General features: G+C 41.7%; 16 protein-coding genes. 10 read left to right on the forward strand and 6 right to left on the reverse strand.

Translation table 11 applies throughout. The features are described from left to right. Positions 1-4: 4 nt before the first annotated feature. Together IYN84_RS07705 and IYN84_RS07710 are read right to left on the reverse strand one after the other, a co-directional pair. Positions 5-514 carry a redoxin domain-containing protein gene (locus IYN84_RS07705; RefSeq protein ID WP_196138630.1) on the reverse strand — a complete coding sequence of 170 codons (510 nt, stop codon included), beginning with the start codon at positions 512-514 and terminating at the stop codon, positions 5-7. A 39-nt stretch (positions 515-553) separates the two neighbouring features. Then, positions 554-2740, reverse strand: coding sequence for a TonB-dependent siderophore receptor (locus IYN84_RS07710; protein WP_196138631.1), 2187 nt, complete (start codon positions 2738-2740; stop codon positions 554-556). 406 nt (positions 2741-3146) lie between these two features. Between IYN84_RS07710 and IYN84_RS07715 the strand changes: the two genes are divergently transcribed. Together IYN84_RS07715 and IYN84_RS07720 are read left to right on the forward strand one after the other, a co-directional pair. After that, complete coding sequence (locus IYN84_RS07715; RefSeq protein ID WP_196138632.1) at positions 3147-4295, forward strand: ATP-binding protein; 1149 nt, start codon at positions 3147-3149, stop codon at positions 4293-4295. A 259-nt stretch (positions 4296-4554) separates the two neighbouring features. Next, positions 4555-6243 (forward strand): FimV family protein, encoded by a 1689-nt coding sequence (locus IYN84_RS07720; RefSeq protein ID WP_196138633.1) that lies wholly within the window; start codon positions 4555-4557, stop codon positions 6241-6243. Positions 6244-6489: 246 nt separating this feature from the next. Here the strand turns inward: IYN84_RS07720 and IYN84_RS07725 are convergent, their stop codons facing one another. Next, positions 6490-8118: a CocE/NonD family hydrolase gene (locus tag IYN84_RS07725; protein ID WP_196138634.1), complete on the reverse strand. Its 1629-nt coding sequence runs from the start codon at positions 8116-8118 to the stop codon at positions 6490-6492. Between the two features lie 372 nt (positions 8119-8490). Between IYN84_RS07725 and IYN84_RS07730 the strand changes: the two genes are divergently transcribed. After that, on the forward strand, positions 8491-8862 hold the full coding sequence (locus IYN84_RS07730) for a hypothetical protein (RefSeq protein ID WP_196138635.1): 372 nt from the start codon (positions 8491-8493) through the stop codon (positions 8860-8862). A gap of 166 nt (positions 8863-9028) precedes the next feature. Here IYN84_RS07730 and IYN84_RS07735 read toward each other — a convergent pair whose 3' ends face one another. Next, a complete protein-coding gene (locus tag IYN84_RS07735) occupies positions 9029-9973 on the reverse strand; it encodes a M14 family metallocarboxypeptidase (RefSeq protein ID WP_196138636.1) in 945 nt (314 codons plus the stop codon). A gap of 259 nt (positions 9974-10232) precedes the next feature. Between IYN84_RS07735 and IYN84_RS07740 the strand changes: the two genes are divergently transcribed. From IYN84_RS07740 to IYN84_RS07770, 7 genes are all read left to right on the forward strand, one after another. After that, positions 10233-10799: an NlpC/P60 family protein gene (locus IYN84_RS07740; protein WP_196138637.1), complete on the forward strand. Its 567-nt coding sequence runs from the start codon at positions 10233-10235 to the stop codon at positions 10797-10799. Positions 10800-10927: 128 nt separating this feature from the next. Further along, entirely contained in the window at positions 10928-11716 is a 789-nt protein-coding gene (locus IYN84_RS07745; RefSeq protein WP_196138638.1) for an RNA methyltransferase, read from the forward strand. A gap of 144 nt (positions 11717-11860) precedes the next feature. Beyond that, the gene (locus tag IYN84_RS07750; RefSeq protein ID WP_196138639.1) at positions 11861-12490 is read left to right on the forward strand and encodes a hypothetical protein; all 630 of its coding nucleotides are present in this window, start codon (positions 11861-11863) and stop codon (positions 12488-12490) included. Positions 12491-12679: 189 nt separating this feature from the next. Then, on the forward strand, positions 12680-14614 hold the full coding sequence (locus tag IYN84_RS07755) for a methyl-accepting chemotaxis protein (RefSeq protein ID WP_196138640.1): 1935 nt from the start codon (positions 12680-12682) through the stop codon (positions 14612-14614). Positions 14615-15018: 404 nt separating this feature from the next. After that, positions 15019-15519, forward strand: a complete 501-nt coding sequence (locus tag IYN84_RS07760) for a hypothetical protein (protein WP_196138641.1) — start codon at positions 15019-15021, stop codon at positions 15517-15519. Between the two features lie 55 nt (positions 15520-15574). Beyond that, a complete protein-coding gene (locus IYN84_RS07765; RefSeq protein ID WP_196138642.1) occupies positions 15575-16030 on the forward strand; it encodes a hypothetical protein in 456 nt (151 codons plus the stop codon). Positions 16031-16071: 41 nt separating this feature from the next. Continuing rightward, the gene (locus IYN84_RS07770; RefSeq protein WP_196138643.1) at positions 16072-16290 is read left to right on the forward strand and encodes a hypothetical protein; all 219 of its coding nucleotides are present in this window, start codon (positions 16072-16074) and stop codon (positions 16288-16290) included. Between the two features lie 277 nt (positions 16291-16567). Here IYN84_RS07770 and IYN84_RS07775 read toward each other — a convergent pair whose 3' ends face one another. Continuing rightward, positions 16568-18178 (reverse strand): YfiR/HmsC family protein, encoded by a 1611-nt coding sequence (locus IYN84_RS07775; RefSeq protein WP_196138644.1) that lies wholly within the window; start codon positions 18176-18178, stop codon positions 16568-16570. A gap of 127 nt (positions 18179-18305) precedes the next feature. Then, positions 18306-19388, reverse strand: a complete 1083-nt coding sequence (locus IYN84_RS07780; protein ID WP_196138645.1) for an alpha/beta hydrolase — start codon at positions 19386-19388, stop codon at positions 18306-18308. Positions 19389-19479: the final 91 nt, after the last annotated feature.

A 19479-nucleotide genomic window follows, 5' to 3' on the forward strand; every position in this document is an offset into this window, starting at 1 on the left:
ACAATTAGGTCTCACACGTCAGTGACTTTGATAGTAATTCGAGTTTATCTTCATCCATATAGCCAGTAACTTTTGTGACAAAGCGTCCACGACTGTCAAATATTAAAGTATAGGGTGTTGCTGGCACATCACCAATTAATTCAAGTAGCTTTTGCGAAGCTTTGAGAATGGGAATTTCTGGTCGCGCACGCTTTGCCCAAAGACGAAGCAGCCTGTTACTATCACCAATTCCAGCCATGACAAATTGCATTCTCGATTTTTCATTTAGCCTGTTATACGCCTTGATTTGACGCAGGCACCATCGACATTTGTCTTCATAAAAGCTCAGCAGCAAAGGCTTTCCGATATAACCCTCTAAGTCGACAACGTCCTCCGACTGTAAACTGTGCAACTTTATTCCTGCAAGTTGGTGAGTAACCGGAGCGGCATTAATTCCGCCTCGGGCCTCGGCAAGTGCAAAGGATGCACCAGTTACAATGAAGATAGAAAAAACAAAGTTTAAAATTCTCTGCAATGTGATACCTCGACAGAGACAACAGAGCTTCAACATGATTTATTCACCGTGTCCGTACTTAAATCCCAGATAAAATTCACGACCTTTCAATGGACCGTATATGTGGGCAACATCATAAACCGGTTCACCATTATCGCTCTGCCAGTAAAGAGTACTATCCAGATCTTTAACTTGAGTAAAATCAAGCAGATTTTTGCCGCCAAGATAAACAGACATTGAGTCATTAACTTTGTAGGAAACTTTAAAATTGACCATAGAGAAAGCTTTGGCATTGGTCGACTTGAGAGCGGACAACTCCCCATCATCGACCAGGTTATTGCCGTTGGCATCATCAAATATGTTAAAGCGATCCTGATACCCATAATCGGCAAGGTCCCTGGAACCTATCCAGGTTGTATCAAGTGTTGCTTTCCACCGTTCCTTTTCATACTTGATGCCCAGACGCGCGCGCTGCTCCAGAGGAACAACCGCAAACGTTTGCTGGTAGTTGCGTTCATAATTGTAAAACTCCAGAGCTCCGTCGATACTCCACTCACTATCGATTTCATAACCGAATACCCAGTCAATAGTCGAAACGCTCATTGTATCCTCCGCATTAACAAGGTGAGGACGCTCGAAGTTTTCAAAATCAATAAAAGCCAGATTTTCAATCTCACTCACAGCAAGGGAAATTGTCGAGTTAAACTCCTCCCCTTCATAACTTAAGCCATAGCTAACGCTGAGCGATTTTTCGATATCGGTCACTGCAATTTCAAAACCGTCATCGAGTATGCCGTGATCGGATTCAAAAAATGTTGCCGGCGTTCTGAATCCCTGCCCGATGGAAAGACGAGATGTCCAGTCGTTCCCATGGTCATAGCGCATATGTAATCTAGGAGTCACCAGATTTTCGTCAATTTCATTTTCAACGGTTGTCTGTTCGATCCAGTCTGTTTGCAGATTATCAAAACGAACTGCAAGATTAAGCTCCAGCTTGTCGTTGACATACCAGGTGTCCTGAATATAAAAGCCCTGAGAATCAGTATCGAAACTGTCTCCGGTAATTTCGGGATCCTGCGCTTGCAATATTCGCAGCGCCTCAGACTGTGAGCGCATTTCTTCGCTTTTCTTGTCAATTCCGAAAGTCAGTAAATGATCGATGCCGAATGTCATAGTCCACTTGAAATCAAAGAAATCAATAATATCGGTATTGTTATAATCAAATCCTTCATAGAAAGAATCCTGACCGTGATCGACACGACTATAAGTTGCTTGCCAGTGGTTATCGTCGTCAACTTCATGGATCCAGCGCAACATAATTTCTTCGCGATCCGATTGAATCATTTCTGCAGTTTCCCAGGGATTAGCAAGAAATTGCTCACGCACATCACCATTTTCAAAAAAGTTGCCCCACGGCGTTGCAACATTAGCCTCTGAAGCAATTACCGTATCCCAGTTCTCTCCTGTTGGCCCACCGAAAACATCCGACTCAAAATAGGAGTAGCGAGCCTGTAGGTTATTGTGAAAATTCATTTCATAATTGAGTTTCAGCATCAATGAAGTATTTTCCATCGCAGGATTTTCACTCACTCCGTTATCATCTTCATCAGACTGGTCGATGTCCTGATATTGAAGGGCGGTGGTTAAACCGAGACTTTTGTCTTTGTTCACTACAGTACCGAGCATGGAGAACATTTGATCACCATCATCATGCATGGCTGCATTAAGTTGCAGTAAATCCCTGGTCGCATTGCGAGTTACCAGATTAATCGTTCCGCCAATGGCTTCCGGTGCAATCAAAGAAGCTCCTGCTCCGCGAGCAACTTCTATTTCCGAAATACCTGTGGCCGTGATTGCATCCATTCCATAGTAAGAAGAAACCACCGAATGCATGGGGACTCCGTCAACCAGTACCGTGGTATGCTCGCCTTTAAGACCGTTAATCATCACCCGCTTCATACCGCACATGGAGCATTCGTTATTGACTCTAATTCCCGGTTCATTGGTTATCGCTTCGGTCAGAGTCATTGCCTGTTTGCGGTCAATGGTTTCTTCCGAGATCAACTCTGTCTTTTCGATCACATCAGCGAGACGGCCTTTACGCGAAAGGCGCTCTTTGGTACCAATGATTGTGATAATCTGTTCTTCTTCGGCTTCAGTTTCAAATCCTTCCTCCTCGGCCGAGAGCTGGGTTGCCACAAGAGTCGCACAAAAAACCAGGCCTGCCGCGGTAGTCGATTTATTCATAGTGAATCCCTTAATAATCAAATAAGCATTAAAAATGGCGGTGAAATTATCTTCACCAGACAATGACGCAGATGATAATCATTCCCAACAACACAAACAAGAATAATTCTCATTTTTATTTGATCGAGATCAAGTATGCTTTTTATTGAACACAGCTTTGCAATTAGGCTTTAAATATGGGCATTTTTAGAGTTAAGTATCATTTTTAAATACTTTTATGTATTGAGATATTGATTTTCAGCTAAAATACCTTATAGTATTTATTATTAATACTTTTCAGCACTGATCTTTATCAGGAATTCAGCCTTAACCAGATAGGAAAGCAGAACTCTGGTTTTGTGTTATTTTGTAAATCAGGCTGTAAAGAGAGCCTCCCGCTTATCTTATCAGCTCAGGAGTCGCGAAAATGCGCATTAAGAATCCGTTTAAATTTGACATCGAAGTTGCCGGTGATTTTTTCTGTGGTCGTAAACAGGAAATTGCCGATCTGGTGGAACATATCGAAAATGAAACCAATATCATCATGTTCGCTAAAAGACGAATTGGAAAATCGTCTTTGCTCAAAGAGGTTTTTACTCACCATTTACCAAAAAACATATTGAAAACCCACATAGACATTTACTCGGTATCCAATATTCGCGAGCTCTATTTAAAAATTGTTAAAGGAATAGAAGAAAGTCTGCTGGGCTTTGAAAGCAACCTGAAGAAACTGAGTCGTCTGGTTGATAAGCTGCAAAACTATTTTGCCAACGCAAAGGTGAGTCTGGTATTAAGCGGAAAGCCTCAATTAAAAATTGAAGCCACTGAAAAGGACTACTTTCAGGCAATAGAGTCTCTGTTTAGCCATTATTTCGAATTTTTAGCCGATCACAATTTACAAGCAGTGATTGCAATTGATGAATTTCAAAAAATTGTCTCGTTGAATGAATCGGAAAAAATAGAGGAGCTGTTGCGAACTATTGCTAATAAGCGGGTCAACACTTCGTTCGTATATACTGGATCAAAGCGCAATATATTACTTGCCATGTTTAATGACTCGGGAAGAGCATTTTTCAAGCTGGGTACCGAATTTGAACTACCGCCAATTAGCAAGAATGAATTCTACTTATGGGTTAATGAGCGCATGGCTCTTAAAAACCTTCGGGTCGAAATTAGTGCTTTCGAACATCTGTATCATGAAGCTGACGGCGAAACTCGCTTTATTCAACAAGTATGTCATGAAATTTTCAGACTGCATCAAAACAAGGATATTATCGACCTTAACAGAATTCAGGAAATTATTTGCGATGTCATCCGCAAAAAAACCTACAATGCGCAATTGCTGAATCGCTACACTGCTGCTCAACAAAATACGTTGAAGCTGATAGCCTCATCAAATGGCGTCAATATTTATCAAAATGATTTGTTGAGCACTTTTGGCGTGAGTAAGGCAACTGCACAATCGTCTCTGCGCTCACTCCTTAAAGAAGGAGTTATTTTTCAGGATCTGAACGGTGCCCTGTCGTTTGAAGACGTAGAATTTAAATTATGGCTCCGGTTTATTTCGGAGTCTTAACTTTCTCATTATTCTTCAATTTCAAATCTGGAGGGCATTTTAATGTCCTCCTTTCTTTTCTCCAATTGTTTATCGAAGCGACGCCCGGTTTACACACATTGAGAATCCAGCTCAGTTATATAACCGATATTAATATAACCGACTAGGATTAATAATTTCCTGCAAGAAGCAAATCGGTCTAAATTATCTCGAACAAAATCTTGTAAAAACGGCCATACTTATCTCTATAGGAGATTAGTCTTTTTGGAGTATGATTGTAATGGTCAAAATGAAGAAGATAACACTTGCTGTAGCGCTCGGACTATCGCTATCCCCTCTGGCAACTCAGGCAATTGGCTTAGGTCAAATTTCCAGTAAAGCCGAACTAAATAAGCCAATGAATATCCGCATTCCCATCATGACGGAAGAGCCGGATCTGACAGGCTTGAAAGTAAGCCTGGCGAACGCGACAGAGCATGCTCGTTTTGGAATTGAATATCCTCTATGGCTTCCCAAATTTTCCTCCGAAGTAGTACAAACGCCTCAGGGATTTTATTTGCAACTGACTAGTCTCCAGCCAATCAAGGAACCCGTCGTCGACTTTATCTTGCAACTGGATTATCAAGGCGCACAGCTCTACAAAGAAATTACCCTACTCCTGGATTACTCTGTTGCTTCGCAAGAAATAAACAAGACGGGACCTCAATCGATGACAACATCTGTAGAATCATCGCGTGTAGTTAGAACTATTGCGAACCCCACAATGCAACTTACAGCTGGAGCTAGAGAAAAGCTGGTCAGCAACAGCCGTGTCATTCGAGGGCAAAGTCTTTGGACACTTGCCAAGAACTGGAAAGCGAATGGATTAACTCAGAACGAAAAGATGTCGCTTATTTTTAATAGTAATCCTCACGCTTTTATTAATGGTGATCGAAACCTGCTAAAAGAAGGCGCTTTAATCAACTATACAACCGATACAGCTTTCGCTTCCAACGCGCCCGAAAATAGCAGCCTTCAAAGTGCTCAAGCAGAACAATCTGTGCAAGCCATACAAACATCAAGTCAAACAGTTCAACTGCAAGATTTTCCTGCCAAGATATCGGCAGGAGACAGCGCTGCACAATCCAAAATTGAAAACCTGGAAGGTCAGATTGCACAGCTAAATGAAACGATTGAACAACAGGCGATTGCCAACGAACAAATGAAAAGACAGCTGGCGCAACTCGAAACCATACTGGCTAAACTGGATAAGCAACCCGTGACCACACTTCCTGAAATTGAACTGGCAGAAACTCAAGTTACAGGTGAGTCCGGCGTAGAACTGGAAACCATACCAACAATTCCTGAGTCTGCAACTACCGTTCCTGCCTCAAATGAAACTATCACCATTGATGACTCAAAAACTGACGCTCAGCCTCCGGTATTACAAGGAGAAACAGTAAAATCAGATACTGAATCCAACTCCTGGTGGCAATCGAACATTGTCGCGCTGATCACTCTGAGTGGGGGGGTATTGCTACTCGGCGGAGTCATATTTGGACGCGTAAACAACCAGTTAAGCGTTAGAAAGTTTGAAGAAATGTTGCGTAATAAATTAAAGGAAGTTGAAAAAAATGGTTCAAAAAAATATACAAGCATGCCTAAAGTTAAAGAACTGAAACTTCCTCGCAGAGTTTCCATATCAACTCAGTTTAAATGCATTCAATCGGCAGCTAAGTTTTATCTACGTTGCCATCGCCATGATCTTGCCAAAGAGCTGGTTAACGAGTCGCTAGTGGAGCATGCAAGCAACTCAAAAATGGTAACTGCATTGCTTAAATTGAGAAAAGCCATTTATCTGCAAATTGATTCGGAACTTTCAAAAGAAATAGTCGATAAACTTGAACACGCACCTAAACGTAATAGCGAGGAAGAGCCAATGCTAAAAGTTGTCGACAGCGATGACCTTTGGGATAAGAAAGTTTCGTAGCTCTTCTTTAGTTACTCTTAGCTTTTCTTGCCGAAGTCAGAGTGCCTCGTGCATAGTCGCGCGAAACACTCTGCAGGCAATTAACTTCAAGTAGTAACAAATTTTGAGGTTATCCCGAGATAGCGTTTTAAATACTGTTCCCGTCCACCACAACTTTCCATCCTACATCGTGCAAGACCTATATTTTTCAGAACAGCAACTACTGAACATTAACTCAATAACTCATTCGTTCAATCGCTCAATACCTCAGTCCACTGTTGGTAGCTTTAATGTTGATTCCACCTGACCACCAAATTCAAATGAAAGCTGATATGGTACAAGCGTAGGCACTGCATAGAGAGCGTCAAAAGTATCAATAGCCAAAGCTATTTTGTGACCTTTTGCCACATTATAGGCTGCAGCGACCAGCTCCCACTCTAGCTCAAGCCTTTCATTTTTTGGCGCACTATATTTTGTTATTGGTCCATGAGTGATTAATGTACCGGTACCATCTGGCGCAACATCGTACAAATATGCAATAAGCTGGAACTTACCGTAACTCGCTTTGACATTGAGTTTTACTTTGCCAATTCCACGAATTCTAGTTTCCCGACTCACCGGCTCAGTTTTGAAAACGATACCATTCACTCTGCTGACCAGCCCAATTGGAGTTTTTACCGGTAACTGGACTGTCGACTCGAGAGTTTCACTAATCAAAGGAATTCCGCTGGTAGCCAATGTGTCCAGTCCGCTGTATATATGGTTCGACTTAGCAAACCAGGACGAGTAAGGCTCAGACAAAAGCTTCCCCTGAGAAAAGAGTCCTCGTGGCCCGAGATAAAATGTTACTTCCTGTCCCTTATTCGTCGGCCAACTAGAAAACTCCGTTCTTTCATCGCTCATGGCAACTTTCATGGTCACGGGAGGCTCACCCATAATGCCTGTATTTTCACCTTTTAACCAATAATCAAACCAGCGATGAGCATTTTCCCAGGTATAACTTTCCAGCCCAAATAAACCAAATCCTTCGCTAATAGCATGAGTTCCCTGGTTGAAGTCAAGACGCTTTGGAACCGTTAATTGCTCATAAAACTTCAGCAGATTATTCGGTTGGAAAAGATTGTCTCCAAGATTGTTCGCCAGATACACAGGGGCATTTCTTTCATTGATGAGATGGACAAAATTTTTCGTTGAACGCGCTTCAGCCCACTCGGTAACCCGATCAATATTTTTGTGAAAAATCAGGTCAAAGAAATTTTGAGCAATCATCGGGTCAAGATTTGCAGTCAAAAAGCCACTGGACACTAACAGAAACCCCCAGAATAAGCGTGGAGTTTCCTGTTGATATAGAGAATCAGTCAACGAGGCCCAGGTACTCATTGCGATAGCAGTTTTCAAGCGTGGTTCTTTGGCAAGTCCCATTAAACTGATACCGGAACCATAGGAAATTCCACTGACCCCGATGTTTTGCACATCAACCGAAGTATTGGCCGACAACCAGTCGATTACCGCGCTAAGATCAGCCATATCATTATCACCAGTGACATCAACCAGGCCTTCAGAGCACCCCCAGCCTCTCGCACTATAACTTAATACCAGATATCCCTTTTTGGCAAAAAAGCTGGCTTGCAGAAAATATTCATGCTCTTCCAGAACCCAGCTGTTGATAAAAATGATTGCCGGATACCCTGCGTCCGGGCGGACAGCTTTCGGGCTAAACAGGTTAACCGCCAGATTGGTACCATCAGCCGATTCGATCAAGATATCGTCTTCAAACTGAAATGAATCAGTTTCCATATCCGGGAGCTTTACACAAACATTTGCCGAGCTTACAGCAGAAAAAAAGCACAATACCAGAATAGTGGTCATGCGCCACAAACATTGTTGATTGGTCATTATTTTGGTCCTGTTATTTTAGGTTTATAGTTTTATTTTTGTATTCGCTCAGATACTCCGCGCAAACCACTGGTACGACCTTCAACCAGTTAATCTAACCTAATACAGCCTGAGCACTTTTTCAGCAACCACTCTCAACAAGAGATAAATGAACGTGTTTTTTGATAATAATTATTTCGATTTGCGAATAAATTGAACTCTCTTGTCAAATTTATCCCTGTTATCTTTGAGCCCCCTGGTAGGCGAAGATAAGCATGATATTCGAATTGATTTCAGGGTAATAAGATAAAGCAACGTTTATAAGCTAAACCATTGCATCATCGAGTTTGATAAATCAGACTAGACACCAATGAAAAAACGGAGACGGGTCCGATGAAAAACAAACTACTATATCTTCTGACAAGTTCATCGAATCAATGGCTTGAAGATAGCGAGCTAGACAATTTCAATATTCATTTAAGGAAAGCTTTTTTAGACCAGTTCTCAGCAACTCCTGACAACAATGACACCGCAAAATATCTAAGACTGGGTCACTTCTGCGCAGATTCAGATGACGGCGAAACTCAGGGACTAATTATGGGTGAGGAAAAACATTTAGTCTCTACCCTGTTATGGACTGCATTCGGTGACTCAGAGGTACCTGCACCGGTAATAGAAAATTATCCCGAGATTAGCAAGGAGCAGTGGAATCAAGTCATTCGGATAGCTCAAATTGCAGTACAGTTATTTGAAAATGAAAAATAGGGAGTCCGCTAAAAAAACAATTCGAATCCAACTTAAAAGAAATCTGATACAACCTGTTGTCAAGCAGACTTCCGGGGCCAGGCAAAATAAAAGACTCGGATTCTGCCTGATACTGTTTTCCAGATACTCCGAGTGATTAGCTATAAAACATGTCCAGCTTTAAAACCTAGTGAGCTTCAAAACGCTGTGCCAGCAGGTAATCCAGGCCACCTCTCACAGCAGCTACCTGGGCGAGAATACACTCTTCACCATCAACTCTGTCGCTATCAGGATAAACTTCAGTAGTCGTGCAGTACTCTCGATTGGTGAATCCGGCACAAAGCCCTAACTCTCGAGTTGCATAGTTGATCACCCCAAATTGCGTTATCGTTTCGCCAATTAGCTGATTACTTTCGTCAGCCTCGGCAATGTGAGTGACCCTTTTAACAGAATCAATGATCGCTTTTTGAAAACCATCGTACGGCTTCTCTGAATCTCCTACCGCATAAAACCCGTCAGGAATATTCCAGTTTTTCTGCTCAATACCATCTCTTGAAGCCAAAGCAGGACGAAAAATAGTATTATCGGTGTCAGTAGTTTCATGCAAATCAAAATGAGCCAGAATATTCAGGTTCATCTTTTTGATTGCATTCATCAAAAGTGCCGACTCCTGTGCCGGGCTGTTTTCTCTAAAAGAACGATTAGGGTCCACCGCACCGGGATTCCAACGATTGATGGTTTCGTATCCCCAAGGACTAACGCAGGGCGCAATTACAAAATTAAAATCTTCTTTATAATCGTGGGCAACATCTACTGCAAAGCGAATAGCGCCATGAACACCGCTGGTTTCATAGCCATGAACGCCACCGGTAATCAATATCACCTCTTTATCTGCTTGCCAATCCTTTGATTTGATAAGAAATACGGGATATTTTTGCGGGTCATAATCAAGCGCGCCATAATTTTCCAACACAAGGTGAGCAGGCAATTGCATCAACTGACTAACCACTTCCTCATGATAACTACGCTTAACTGATTGCATCTCAAGCCACAAGGTTCTCTCCCGGCTCTGCCATGGCGAGTTGAAAGTATCGAAATCACTTCCACTATCAAACAAAAACACTTCTTTCATGTCATCTCGCTTTATTTGCCGGCAAGGCTGTTTGCACCTCGCACGGTATTATCAATACCAGGGTTGAAAAGACATCATAAACATAAATACTCGCTGGTTAAAAGCACTGAAGCTCGGAAATTCACAAATCAGGAGATTTATTCCAATAACAATTTTAAAAACACTCTGTCAGTCAAATAATAAAAACCACACGATTCATCCAAAATTCAGTTTTCTCTTTGTAAAATTGAATATTCGTTAGACTTGCTCAGGAGGAGCCATGAATTTTGCACTACGACCACCGTGGCTGCTTCTGTTGTTGTTCACCGCATCCTGTAGCCACCATCCACCACGAGAGCTTAAACCTGAAGATAGTGACAGGGCTGCTCGAATAGCTCGCATCAGACAGGCCTTAAGCAACCAGCCTTCTAGACCAAGTAAAATGGTTAAAGCCACTAAAGGAGTTTCCCAAAAGCAGCAGTCAGTTAAACAGCGTTTACTCCGACAGTATAGCCAATGGCAGGGAACACCATATCGTCTTGGAGGTTCCTCAAAAAAGGGAATTGACTGCTCCGCTTTTGTTCAAATTGTTATGCAGAAGGGGCTTTCTACACATCTCCCTAGGACGACTATCGCCCAATCTCGCTTCGGTCGCCTGATTTCGCACGCCGAACTAAGCACAGGTGATTTAGTCTTTTTTAAAACAACCCACAGAGTCAGGCACGTCGGAATCTACCTCGGCGAACAGAAGTTCATGCATGCATCTACCAGTAGTGGCGTTATGATCTCAAGAATGGACGACATTTACTGGCGCCAAAGATACTGGATGTCTCGAAGAATACTTTAGTTCGTCTCTGTAGCCGAAATGTTGGATCGACAATAGTCTATTAAACGCTATCAAATCAGCTTGTGATAAAATAGAGCTTATTGCCTCAATTTTAATGTGCGAACAGAATATCCAGAGCTCTTCCAACCATGACAAAATCAACCCCTTCCCTACTTTCAAACATCCGTATTGTTCTGGTCAATAGTTACCACCCAGGTAACATTGGGGCTGCAGCAAGGGCCATGAAAACGATGGGACTTTCCGAGCTATATCTGGTATCACCAGAAAAATATCCTCACCCGGAAGCTAGCAGCCGAGCGGCAGGGGCTAAAAATTTGCTGGAAAGCGCTGTAGTGGTCGCTACCTTTGAAGAAGCAATAGCCGACTGCACTCAAGTGTTCGCTACTACCGCCAGACAAGAACATAGCTACTCTCGTCCGCAAAGTTCAGCGCGAGAGGTCGCCAAATGGATAGAGTTGCACCCTCAGGAAAAAGTCGCGATTGTTTTCGGCCGCGAGCGCGACGGCTTATCCAGCGATGAGCTTGGTCTTTGCCAGCATTTCCTGTACATCGCAGGAAATCCCTCCTATTCAGTTTTAAACATGGGGGCAGCGGTACAAATCGTATGCTACGAACTCTTTAACAACCTCTTTAGATTTTCGGATAACGAAGAAACAGATTCTCGCTTTAGTCAATCAGGTTCAACAGCCACAAATCCGGAACCACTGCTGGCAAAACAGAAAGACCTGGAATATTTCTATGCTGATCTTGAGTCACGCCTGGAAAGAAGTGGATATATACGTCCCAATCAGCCAACTGACACAATCAAAAGACTGAGGGCGCTGTTCGACAAGGCTGAAATGACCGCCCAGGAAGTCGCCATGCTGCGAGGAGTAGTAAAATCTCTCTCACGAATTCACGAAAATAATGGAGATTAAGCCACCACAAATTCGATGTTCGACGAGAATTTATCATGAAGCATGCACTTTTCTCGTCTTGAAGCTCATGCTATTCTGCCCTCGAAAGAATACTCACAACAATAATCAATATAGTCGCGAACGAGCACAATTAAGGGTTAAATCATGAGAAAATGCATCGGATGCAAAAGAGAGCTGGCAAAAAAACAGAGTGAATGTCCTTTTTGCGGCGCCTCTCAAAGCCGAATCAAGCACCATGCATTGAGTATTACCTTTTTCGTGCTGGTAGTAGCGGGCGCAGCAGCGGCCAGCAATTATCTGGCTCAGCAACTGTCTCAACGAGCTGTTGTTGAAGCAACTACCGAAGTCGAACAAAAACTTAACAGTGCACAGGAAAAGGTAAAAGAACTAGAGCAAAAACTATTGCAGGCTAACCAACAAATTAGTTCATTCCAGGAACAAATCAGCGATGCAAAAGCGGCTCAATCAAGCGGCGCAGAAGAAGCACAGAAACAGCTTAAAGAATTAAAGAAGCTGCTGGCAGATAACGAAGAAGAGTTAAAAAAACAACAAGGGCGTGCAGGATGGCTGGGACGTGAGAACAACCGACTAAAAAATGAAGCCAGCGATCTAAAACAACAAGTTGCAGAACTTCGTCAACAGCTCGAAGACCGAACCAGTCAAACTCAAAACCCCCCGTTATCCACAAGTTTAGCGAATACTCCCGCGATAGACACCAATAATGAGCAGAGCCCACCAGCAAATAATAATGACGGTGATGGAAATAACGGCTAAACGCTGGAAGCTCCAGTAGGTGCTTCTTTCAATAGGCGCTCAGGCCCTCAATAGACGCTCGCGGAATCGAAGAGCAATTTTTAATAACATTTTTAAATATATCACCGGTCACTTTTTTTTATTGAATCTCATTTCAATAATTCAACTAAACTGATAGTTAATTCCATACAATTCAAAAGGATGGGTGCCGTGCTTTTTGGCCAGATTACTATCAGAAAATTATTGATCGGGGTTGCCACACTTGCTTTGGTAATTACCGCACTAGTTTCATCTCTGGTAAACAACCAGCAGTTTTCTTCTCTATTTTCCGAACTCAGTGAAAAAGAATACTTTCCCAACATACTGGAAAAGCTCGAAGCCAAAATTCGTGCAGAGTTGAATGTGCCTATCGCCCTATCGAAGGGAATGGCACAAAACCATTTTTTAACCGAGTGGGTGGGTAAAGGAGAGCCGGAGTCTCAGCTTGCTCCGATTCAGGCCTATTTTTCACAGATGAAAAGTCGAAACAACGCCGCTGCGGTCTATTGGGTTTCAAATCAAACCATGAAGTACTACACCGAATCCGGTATCACTAAAACCCTTTCTCGTACTTCAGAAAGAGACCAATGGTTTTTTAGCTTCCTCAATTCAGGCAAAGCATTTGAAGTGGCTATTGATGTCGATGAAAACTCAAACAGATTAACCGCTTTCATCAATGTGAGAGTAGAAAGAAACGGACAGGTTGTAGGTGTTACCGGACTAGGATATGACGTGTCGGTCATCAGTGAAATTGTCACTAGCAATCGGGTTGGTCAGGAAGGTTATGCTTTTTTGGTCTCCAATGATGGACTGATTACTGCGCACAAAAATAGGAGTTTGCTGGAGAAAAAACTTTCCGAGCTCAGCCAATATCCAGACTTTTCAAGCTTACTTAGCGGCTCTCAAACAACGTCTATAATGACTTTTGAAAGAGATGGTCAAAGTTTTTACGCTGCCAGTTATCCGCTAAAAGATCTGGACTGGCACCTACTCATAGAACAACCGCTTTCTGAAATTACCGGCCCGGTCAAAAGCTCGATTTATTTCACAATTCTCCTTAACGTCATTATTGCTTTAATTTCTCTGGTAATACTTTATGTGGTAATCGGAAAGGTCACCAACGCCATCAATGATGTGAGTGAGCGCCTGATACAAATGTCGGGAAAAGGTGGCGACTTGCGGCAAAAGCTAAACGAAGAGCGTCAAGATGAACTCGGAGAGCTGGCAAAGGGATTTAATGCAATTATTGGAAAAGTAGGAAGACTGGTCGCCGAAATAAAGCAGGCACAGGAACAGCTGTCTACCAGCATACGAGGTCTGGTTCAGTCATCGGAACAAACCGTTGGTTTTGCTTCTATGCAACGAGAACATACCGATCAGGTTGCAACCGCAATCACTGAAATGGGACAAACCATTAGCGAGGTCTCGTCTGTTGCCCAGTCGACCGCGACAGAAACCGAAGAAGCAGTCAAAGAGTCGATCCATACTTCCCAACAAGTCGCGCAAACAACGGAGATAATGGATGAGCTTTCTGTTTTAATGCAGGAAACAGAGTCTGTTATCAACGATCTAAACAGTAAAACCGATTCGATCAACTCTGTAGTGGATGTTATCAGCAGCATTTCAGAGCAAACAAACTTACTCGCACTCAATGCAGCGATTGAGGCAGCCAGGGCCGGTGAACAAGGCCGGGGATTTGCCGTAGTAGCTGATGAAGTCAGAAGCCTTGCGAGTAAAACCAAAGAATCCACTGAAGAAATTCGCGTTCAGATAGAGCAGTTACAACAGTCTGCCACCAAATCGCGATCATCTGTAGCCAAAGCAACAGAGTCAAGCGCCGGAGTCGCGCAAGCAGCCGAGGAGGCCTCAAAAGCTTTAATGGCAATAAAGGAAAAGTTTGCCAATATCCAGAATCGTAACTTCCAGACAGCAACATCAACCGAAGAGCAGGCTCAGGTAATTAATCATATCAATGAGTCAGCGGTAAAAATTTCTGACTTAGCCAATGAGCTGCATCAGGTCTCCGAGCAAGATAAAAAAGAAATTGAAAACCTGAAGTCCTTGTCGGATATGATGTCGCAGTTGGTTGGACAGTTTAAACTCTAGCGGCTAATTCATTTTTTAACATGGATGATTTTGACTAGCCTGGATTAGTCCGGGCATGATTTTGACTTTGCCGGTTTGTTAATTTCAGGCGAAACCAACATCGGCTGATATCTTAGAGCGTAAAATTCATGTAAACCGAAAAATCAAAGGTTTCCTCTTTAAAAGTAACCAGGACTTTCCTAGTGATAATGCTCTTACTACGCTTCAAAACCTAATTATCTATTTGATTTTAATGGGTATTCTACTTTTGAAATGTGTATTTATCGTCAGTAAATCACGATATTAACAAGACTTTACTTTATCTTTATCGTTTAACCGGCTGTTTTTAATATAAAAAGCACTTTTGGTATCTTAGAGATTTTCGTATTATCGTGATTTAGTGAAGATAATAATCTGTTAATACTATGAAGCTATCAATAATCAAATATGCATTTTTTTCGTTCTTGTTATCGTCGAGCTGTTTCGCAAGTCAAGACATCGTCTATTTTTGGAATAATGTTTCTTTTGAGACTGACCAAGGAAAGGTATTTATTGAAGTAAATAGAGAAACTGGGAAGCTGGAGACTTTGAGGCTTACTATTGATGGAAAAGATATTCTTGTAGATAAGAAACACTTTGAAGGAATATCTTCTATCCAATTGAACACAGTCAAATTTACAGGAGGGTGTTCGTTCAATCCTGTAAAGTGTTATAAATTTATAAGCTTTAATTATTTAGAAGAAGTTGATTTTGATGTGTACCCAGATTGGTATCAAGACCCTAAAGTGACTTACACATTTAGCGAAGGAAAATATCTGGACCGTATGCAACGAGTTCAGAAGTCCGAAAAATACTGGGAACTAATAACCACGAATAAAGATGGCAAGGTTCAAGTTGGCAAAGAAGAAGTCTTTGGAACGTATTAACAAGAACAGGCAAGTGAAGCTTACGACGCTCACCTGCTGTGAGCGTTAAATACACATGAGATACATCACACTATTAATTGTTCTTTTTTCTTTTTATGCGATAGCTGAAGAAGAATGCGTATTTGATGAAAAATCACAAGAAGAATTTATTGGACAGTATCTGAATACAAGTAGCAATGCAGAGAAGATTAAAGGGGAAAAAGGAGTTCGAATATTGAGAGGTGCCGAAACCATAGAATTTCATCGTGGAGGATGTGTTCATTTTGGCATCTCTATCAAATCAAAGATTCCTCGTAGATATAATGAAGAAGAGTTCTTTGGTAAAGTTATTACTTTGGTCACTGAGTTTGGAACTGAACTGGTAAATATACAAGAGTTGAAAGCCGCACTTGCTTCAAGGAAGTGGGAAAAGTATGAAGATATGTATTTCGTGCAAGTCGAAAGTGTTTCGTCTTTTGAAATGAGCAAAGATAGTAAAGGCGAAGCAAATGTTAACTTCTATAATAATTAGAAAAGCAACTAACAAGCTGTTGGTATCCAGGAGAATTAGGCGTGATTATCAAGTTTGATGTTTTTGGTAAACAAATGTCTGTCATAAAATCAGAACATGAATGGCAGCTGTTTAATGAGTCCGACACAGGTATTCGCTCACGTGTCTATGATGTAATGATTCCTTCAGATATAGATGAAAGTAAATTAGAAAAATATTTAGATGATATTTATCATGAATACGCATCTGAAAAACACTCTAAAGTAAAAAGGCTAAAATAGTTATATAGCCACATAACAAGTCTTGACAGAGTGGGAAGTTATATCAGATTTCAGTACGCGAAGATTTAGACGACAAAGAAGAAGCCTGTTATACAATATTATTTACAGACTCAGACTGAGCAAAAATTTCTCAAATTAGGTCGATACTTGGTTTAAAGTTTGTAAACTCCCCCTTCTCACTATTAGTCTAAGAAAAAACAAATCAGCTAGAATTACGGAAAGTGATGCTTAACGTCAGTTAAGATTTTCTCTATCCCTAAGACGATAACTAGCTCAATTAGACCTGCATATGCTGACAAGAAAAGTCCGCCACCCTGTTGCGACCTCCCTTTTTCGCCTGATACAGGGCTTTATCGGCACGCATAATTACTTGCTCAACCTGTGTATCTTCACACTTCAGTTGACTTAGACCAACACTAATGGTGACTCCAACAGAAGCGCCATGGTACGCCACTTTTTCAGACTCAACTTTATCACTTATTCGATGAGCAATCTCCATTGCCTGTTCACTGTCACAATCCATTAGCATCATTGCAAACTCTTCTCCCCCCAAGCGACCGGCAATGTCATATTTTCTCAAACTTTCCTGCAAAATATTGGCAACTCGACGGATAACTTCATCACCCATAGGATGGCCATATGTATCATTGACACTTTTAAAATGGTCGATATCTATCATTAAAAAAACTGCGGAAAAGTGATTTCGTTGTGATCGCAAAAACTCTTTTTGCGCCAACTCGAAGAAATATCGACGACTATATAAACCGGTTAGATCATCGGTAGTAGCCAACTGATAAAGCTTTTCATTAGCCGCTTTGAGTTCGAGGTTAGCCCGATTTCTCAAATTATTTGACCGAAGCAAACCATAGATCATTAAAGAAAAAATAATGGACACGACAAGTATTCCAGCCATCCAGTTACGCTGCTCATCAATGGTTTGTTCTCGGTTCTCAATGACATTCTGTTGCTCTTTTATTTTTTCGATCTGTGTTGCCAAGAAAGCCTTGTTTTGTTCAATATTTTGTTGAAGCTTGGCGATATTAGCCTCCTTTGCCTCAACTTGTTTTTGCATACGTTCTAACTCAACTCGCTTTTCTTTTAACGCATTTTCGCTTAGCTCTACTTCACTCAGCGACTCTTCTATTTGTGTTTTAAGCGCCTCCAGATCATTCTGTTTCTGTTTGATGATCAACTCGTTTTGTTGAAGTTGAGTCTGAGCTTTAAGCAAAAGCTTTTGGTTGCTTTCAAGCTTCTTGATGAGCTTTGATAAATCTTCTTCTTTCTTGCTAACCTGACTTAAAAGTACATTCAGTTTGCTCTCTCTTTCTCGCAATTCTTCTCCAAGGTCCTGTCGAGAGCCCGCGAACTCCAATAAGCTGGTAGAAACAGAAAAGCCTCGTTGAGCCAGGTTGGTTCGATTGATCTCCAGTTTGAGTCGATTATTTTCGGTTATCAGGTTGAACATTTGCACCTGACTACTGACTCTTCCTTCAACAATTAATAGTACATTTTGAGAGCTTTCAAACAACTGTGAGTTCTTAAAGCGGCCTCGGCTTCCGATAAAAACAGTAGTATATTTGCCGGCGTCAAAGTCAGCCTGATCAAACTCGACGATTTCAAATCCTTTTCCGCGAACAGTAAGGTTCTGACTTTGTTCAAACGCCTCAAATAATCTTTGCTCACCACCAAGGATAGCTATAACGAAGGATGTAATTTCGTCATCATTGGGCCAATTGACATGCTTGGTAATTTCGATGGTGTATTGAGCGTGAGCCTCAGATAAATTGAGCTCGAGAGAATCTGCCAGAAGATGTGACACTCCTGGAAAATAGAGCATAAATATGCAATACAACGAAACCAGCTTACGCCTGGATGAGTGCCACATCATTAAATAATACGAATCAACTCCATATGATAGACTATTCAAATTATATATCGACTTTTGCGATTTGTCTTACTTATATTCGAGCCTCCTTAGATTAGTCCTCAGTCGAAAACCACCAAATATCTCGTCTCTAGAGCTGATATAGATTTCGCGAGGCATCAAAGTTCAACCTTTCTTCAACGGTTTCCCCCTTGAACATCTTGCTAAATATCCACTTGATCTTTTTGTTGTTTAAGGCACCACCAACAAAATAACTGTGATCGCTACCAACTAACTTGGCCTTGGTAACATCGATATAGTAGGCAGTTTCACTGTTCAACCCTTTCAAAAAATGCCCTAATCTTGCTTTTTGCTCGTCCCCGGGCTTGATTCTCGACGCTTTGAGCGCGTAATCATTTTCATTGATTACAATATAAACCCGCTTACGTACATCTAACTTGTCAACCCAGACCGAGTGTGCAGAATTGTTGGTATCTGCAGCAACCAGACAAATATTGTCAAAAACCAGCTTCGCAGAGGAACTACCACTGGAACCCAGTGTTTTTTTAAAGACATAATTGCCCATGCTATGACATAACAAAGAAACTCCGGTTTGACACTTTTTAGCGATTAATCTGGAATACATCGACTGAGCGGCTACGGGATTATCCGGAAACTTGTCGTGTGCTTTTTTCATTGCCTCAGCTTTTCCGCCTTCAACCAGTAAATGATGGAAAAACTGGATTTTGCCAATGAATCGATCAAGCGCCCCCTCAGACGCTCTAGCATCGGATTTGTCACTCTTATAGGACAAGGTTCCGCTAACGGCACCTCCGCCATTGGCCGGCCAGGTGAAAGGGACGACAATCACATTGTGTGCTTTCTCTATCTGCTGTGCAGTGGTTAAAACATCTTTAACATCGTTGTTATAGCCGTGCACGAAAAACAAAATTGATTTTTTTTCTTTTACTGCTCGGGCAAAGATTTCACACGCAATTTTAAGACTCGCGTGCCAGTTTTCCTTTTCATTGATAGACAAACCATACTTATTCTTAAGTTTTATGACTTCAGACTTAGGAAGTTCATCTCCCTCAACTTTGCAAGTCCACTGCCCCTGCTTACGCGTAACCTTTACCAGACGAAGCTCCATCGGACCTTTTTCACTGGGATCTTTGCCAAATAGCTCCAGACCTTTCTTCCCCGTTAATAGCTTTCTGTTTGTTACCAGATACATAAAATCTCCCTTTTTAACTTTTGTCGCTCTCAGCCAATGTCCAACAAATGATTCAGAAAAGAAATAAAAAACTAATAATATTCTTATTCCT

The organism is Aliikangiella sp. G2MR2-5 (genome assembly GCF_015687155.1).
GTDB lineage: Bacteria > Pseudomonadota > Gammaproteobacteria > Enterobacterales > Kangiellaceae > Aliikangiella.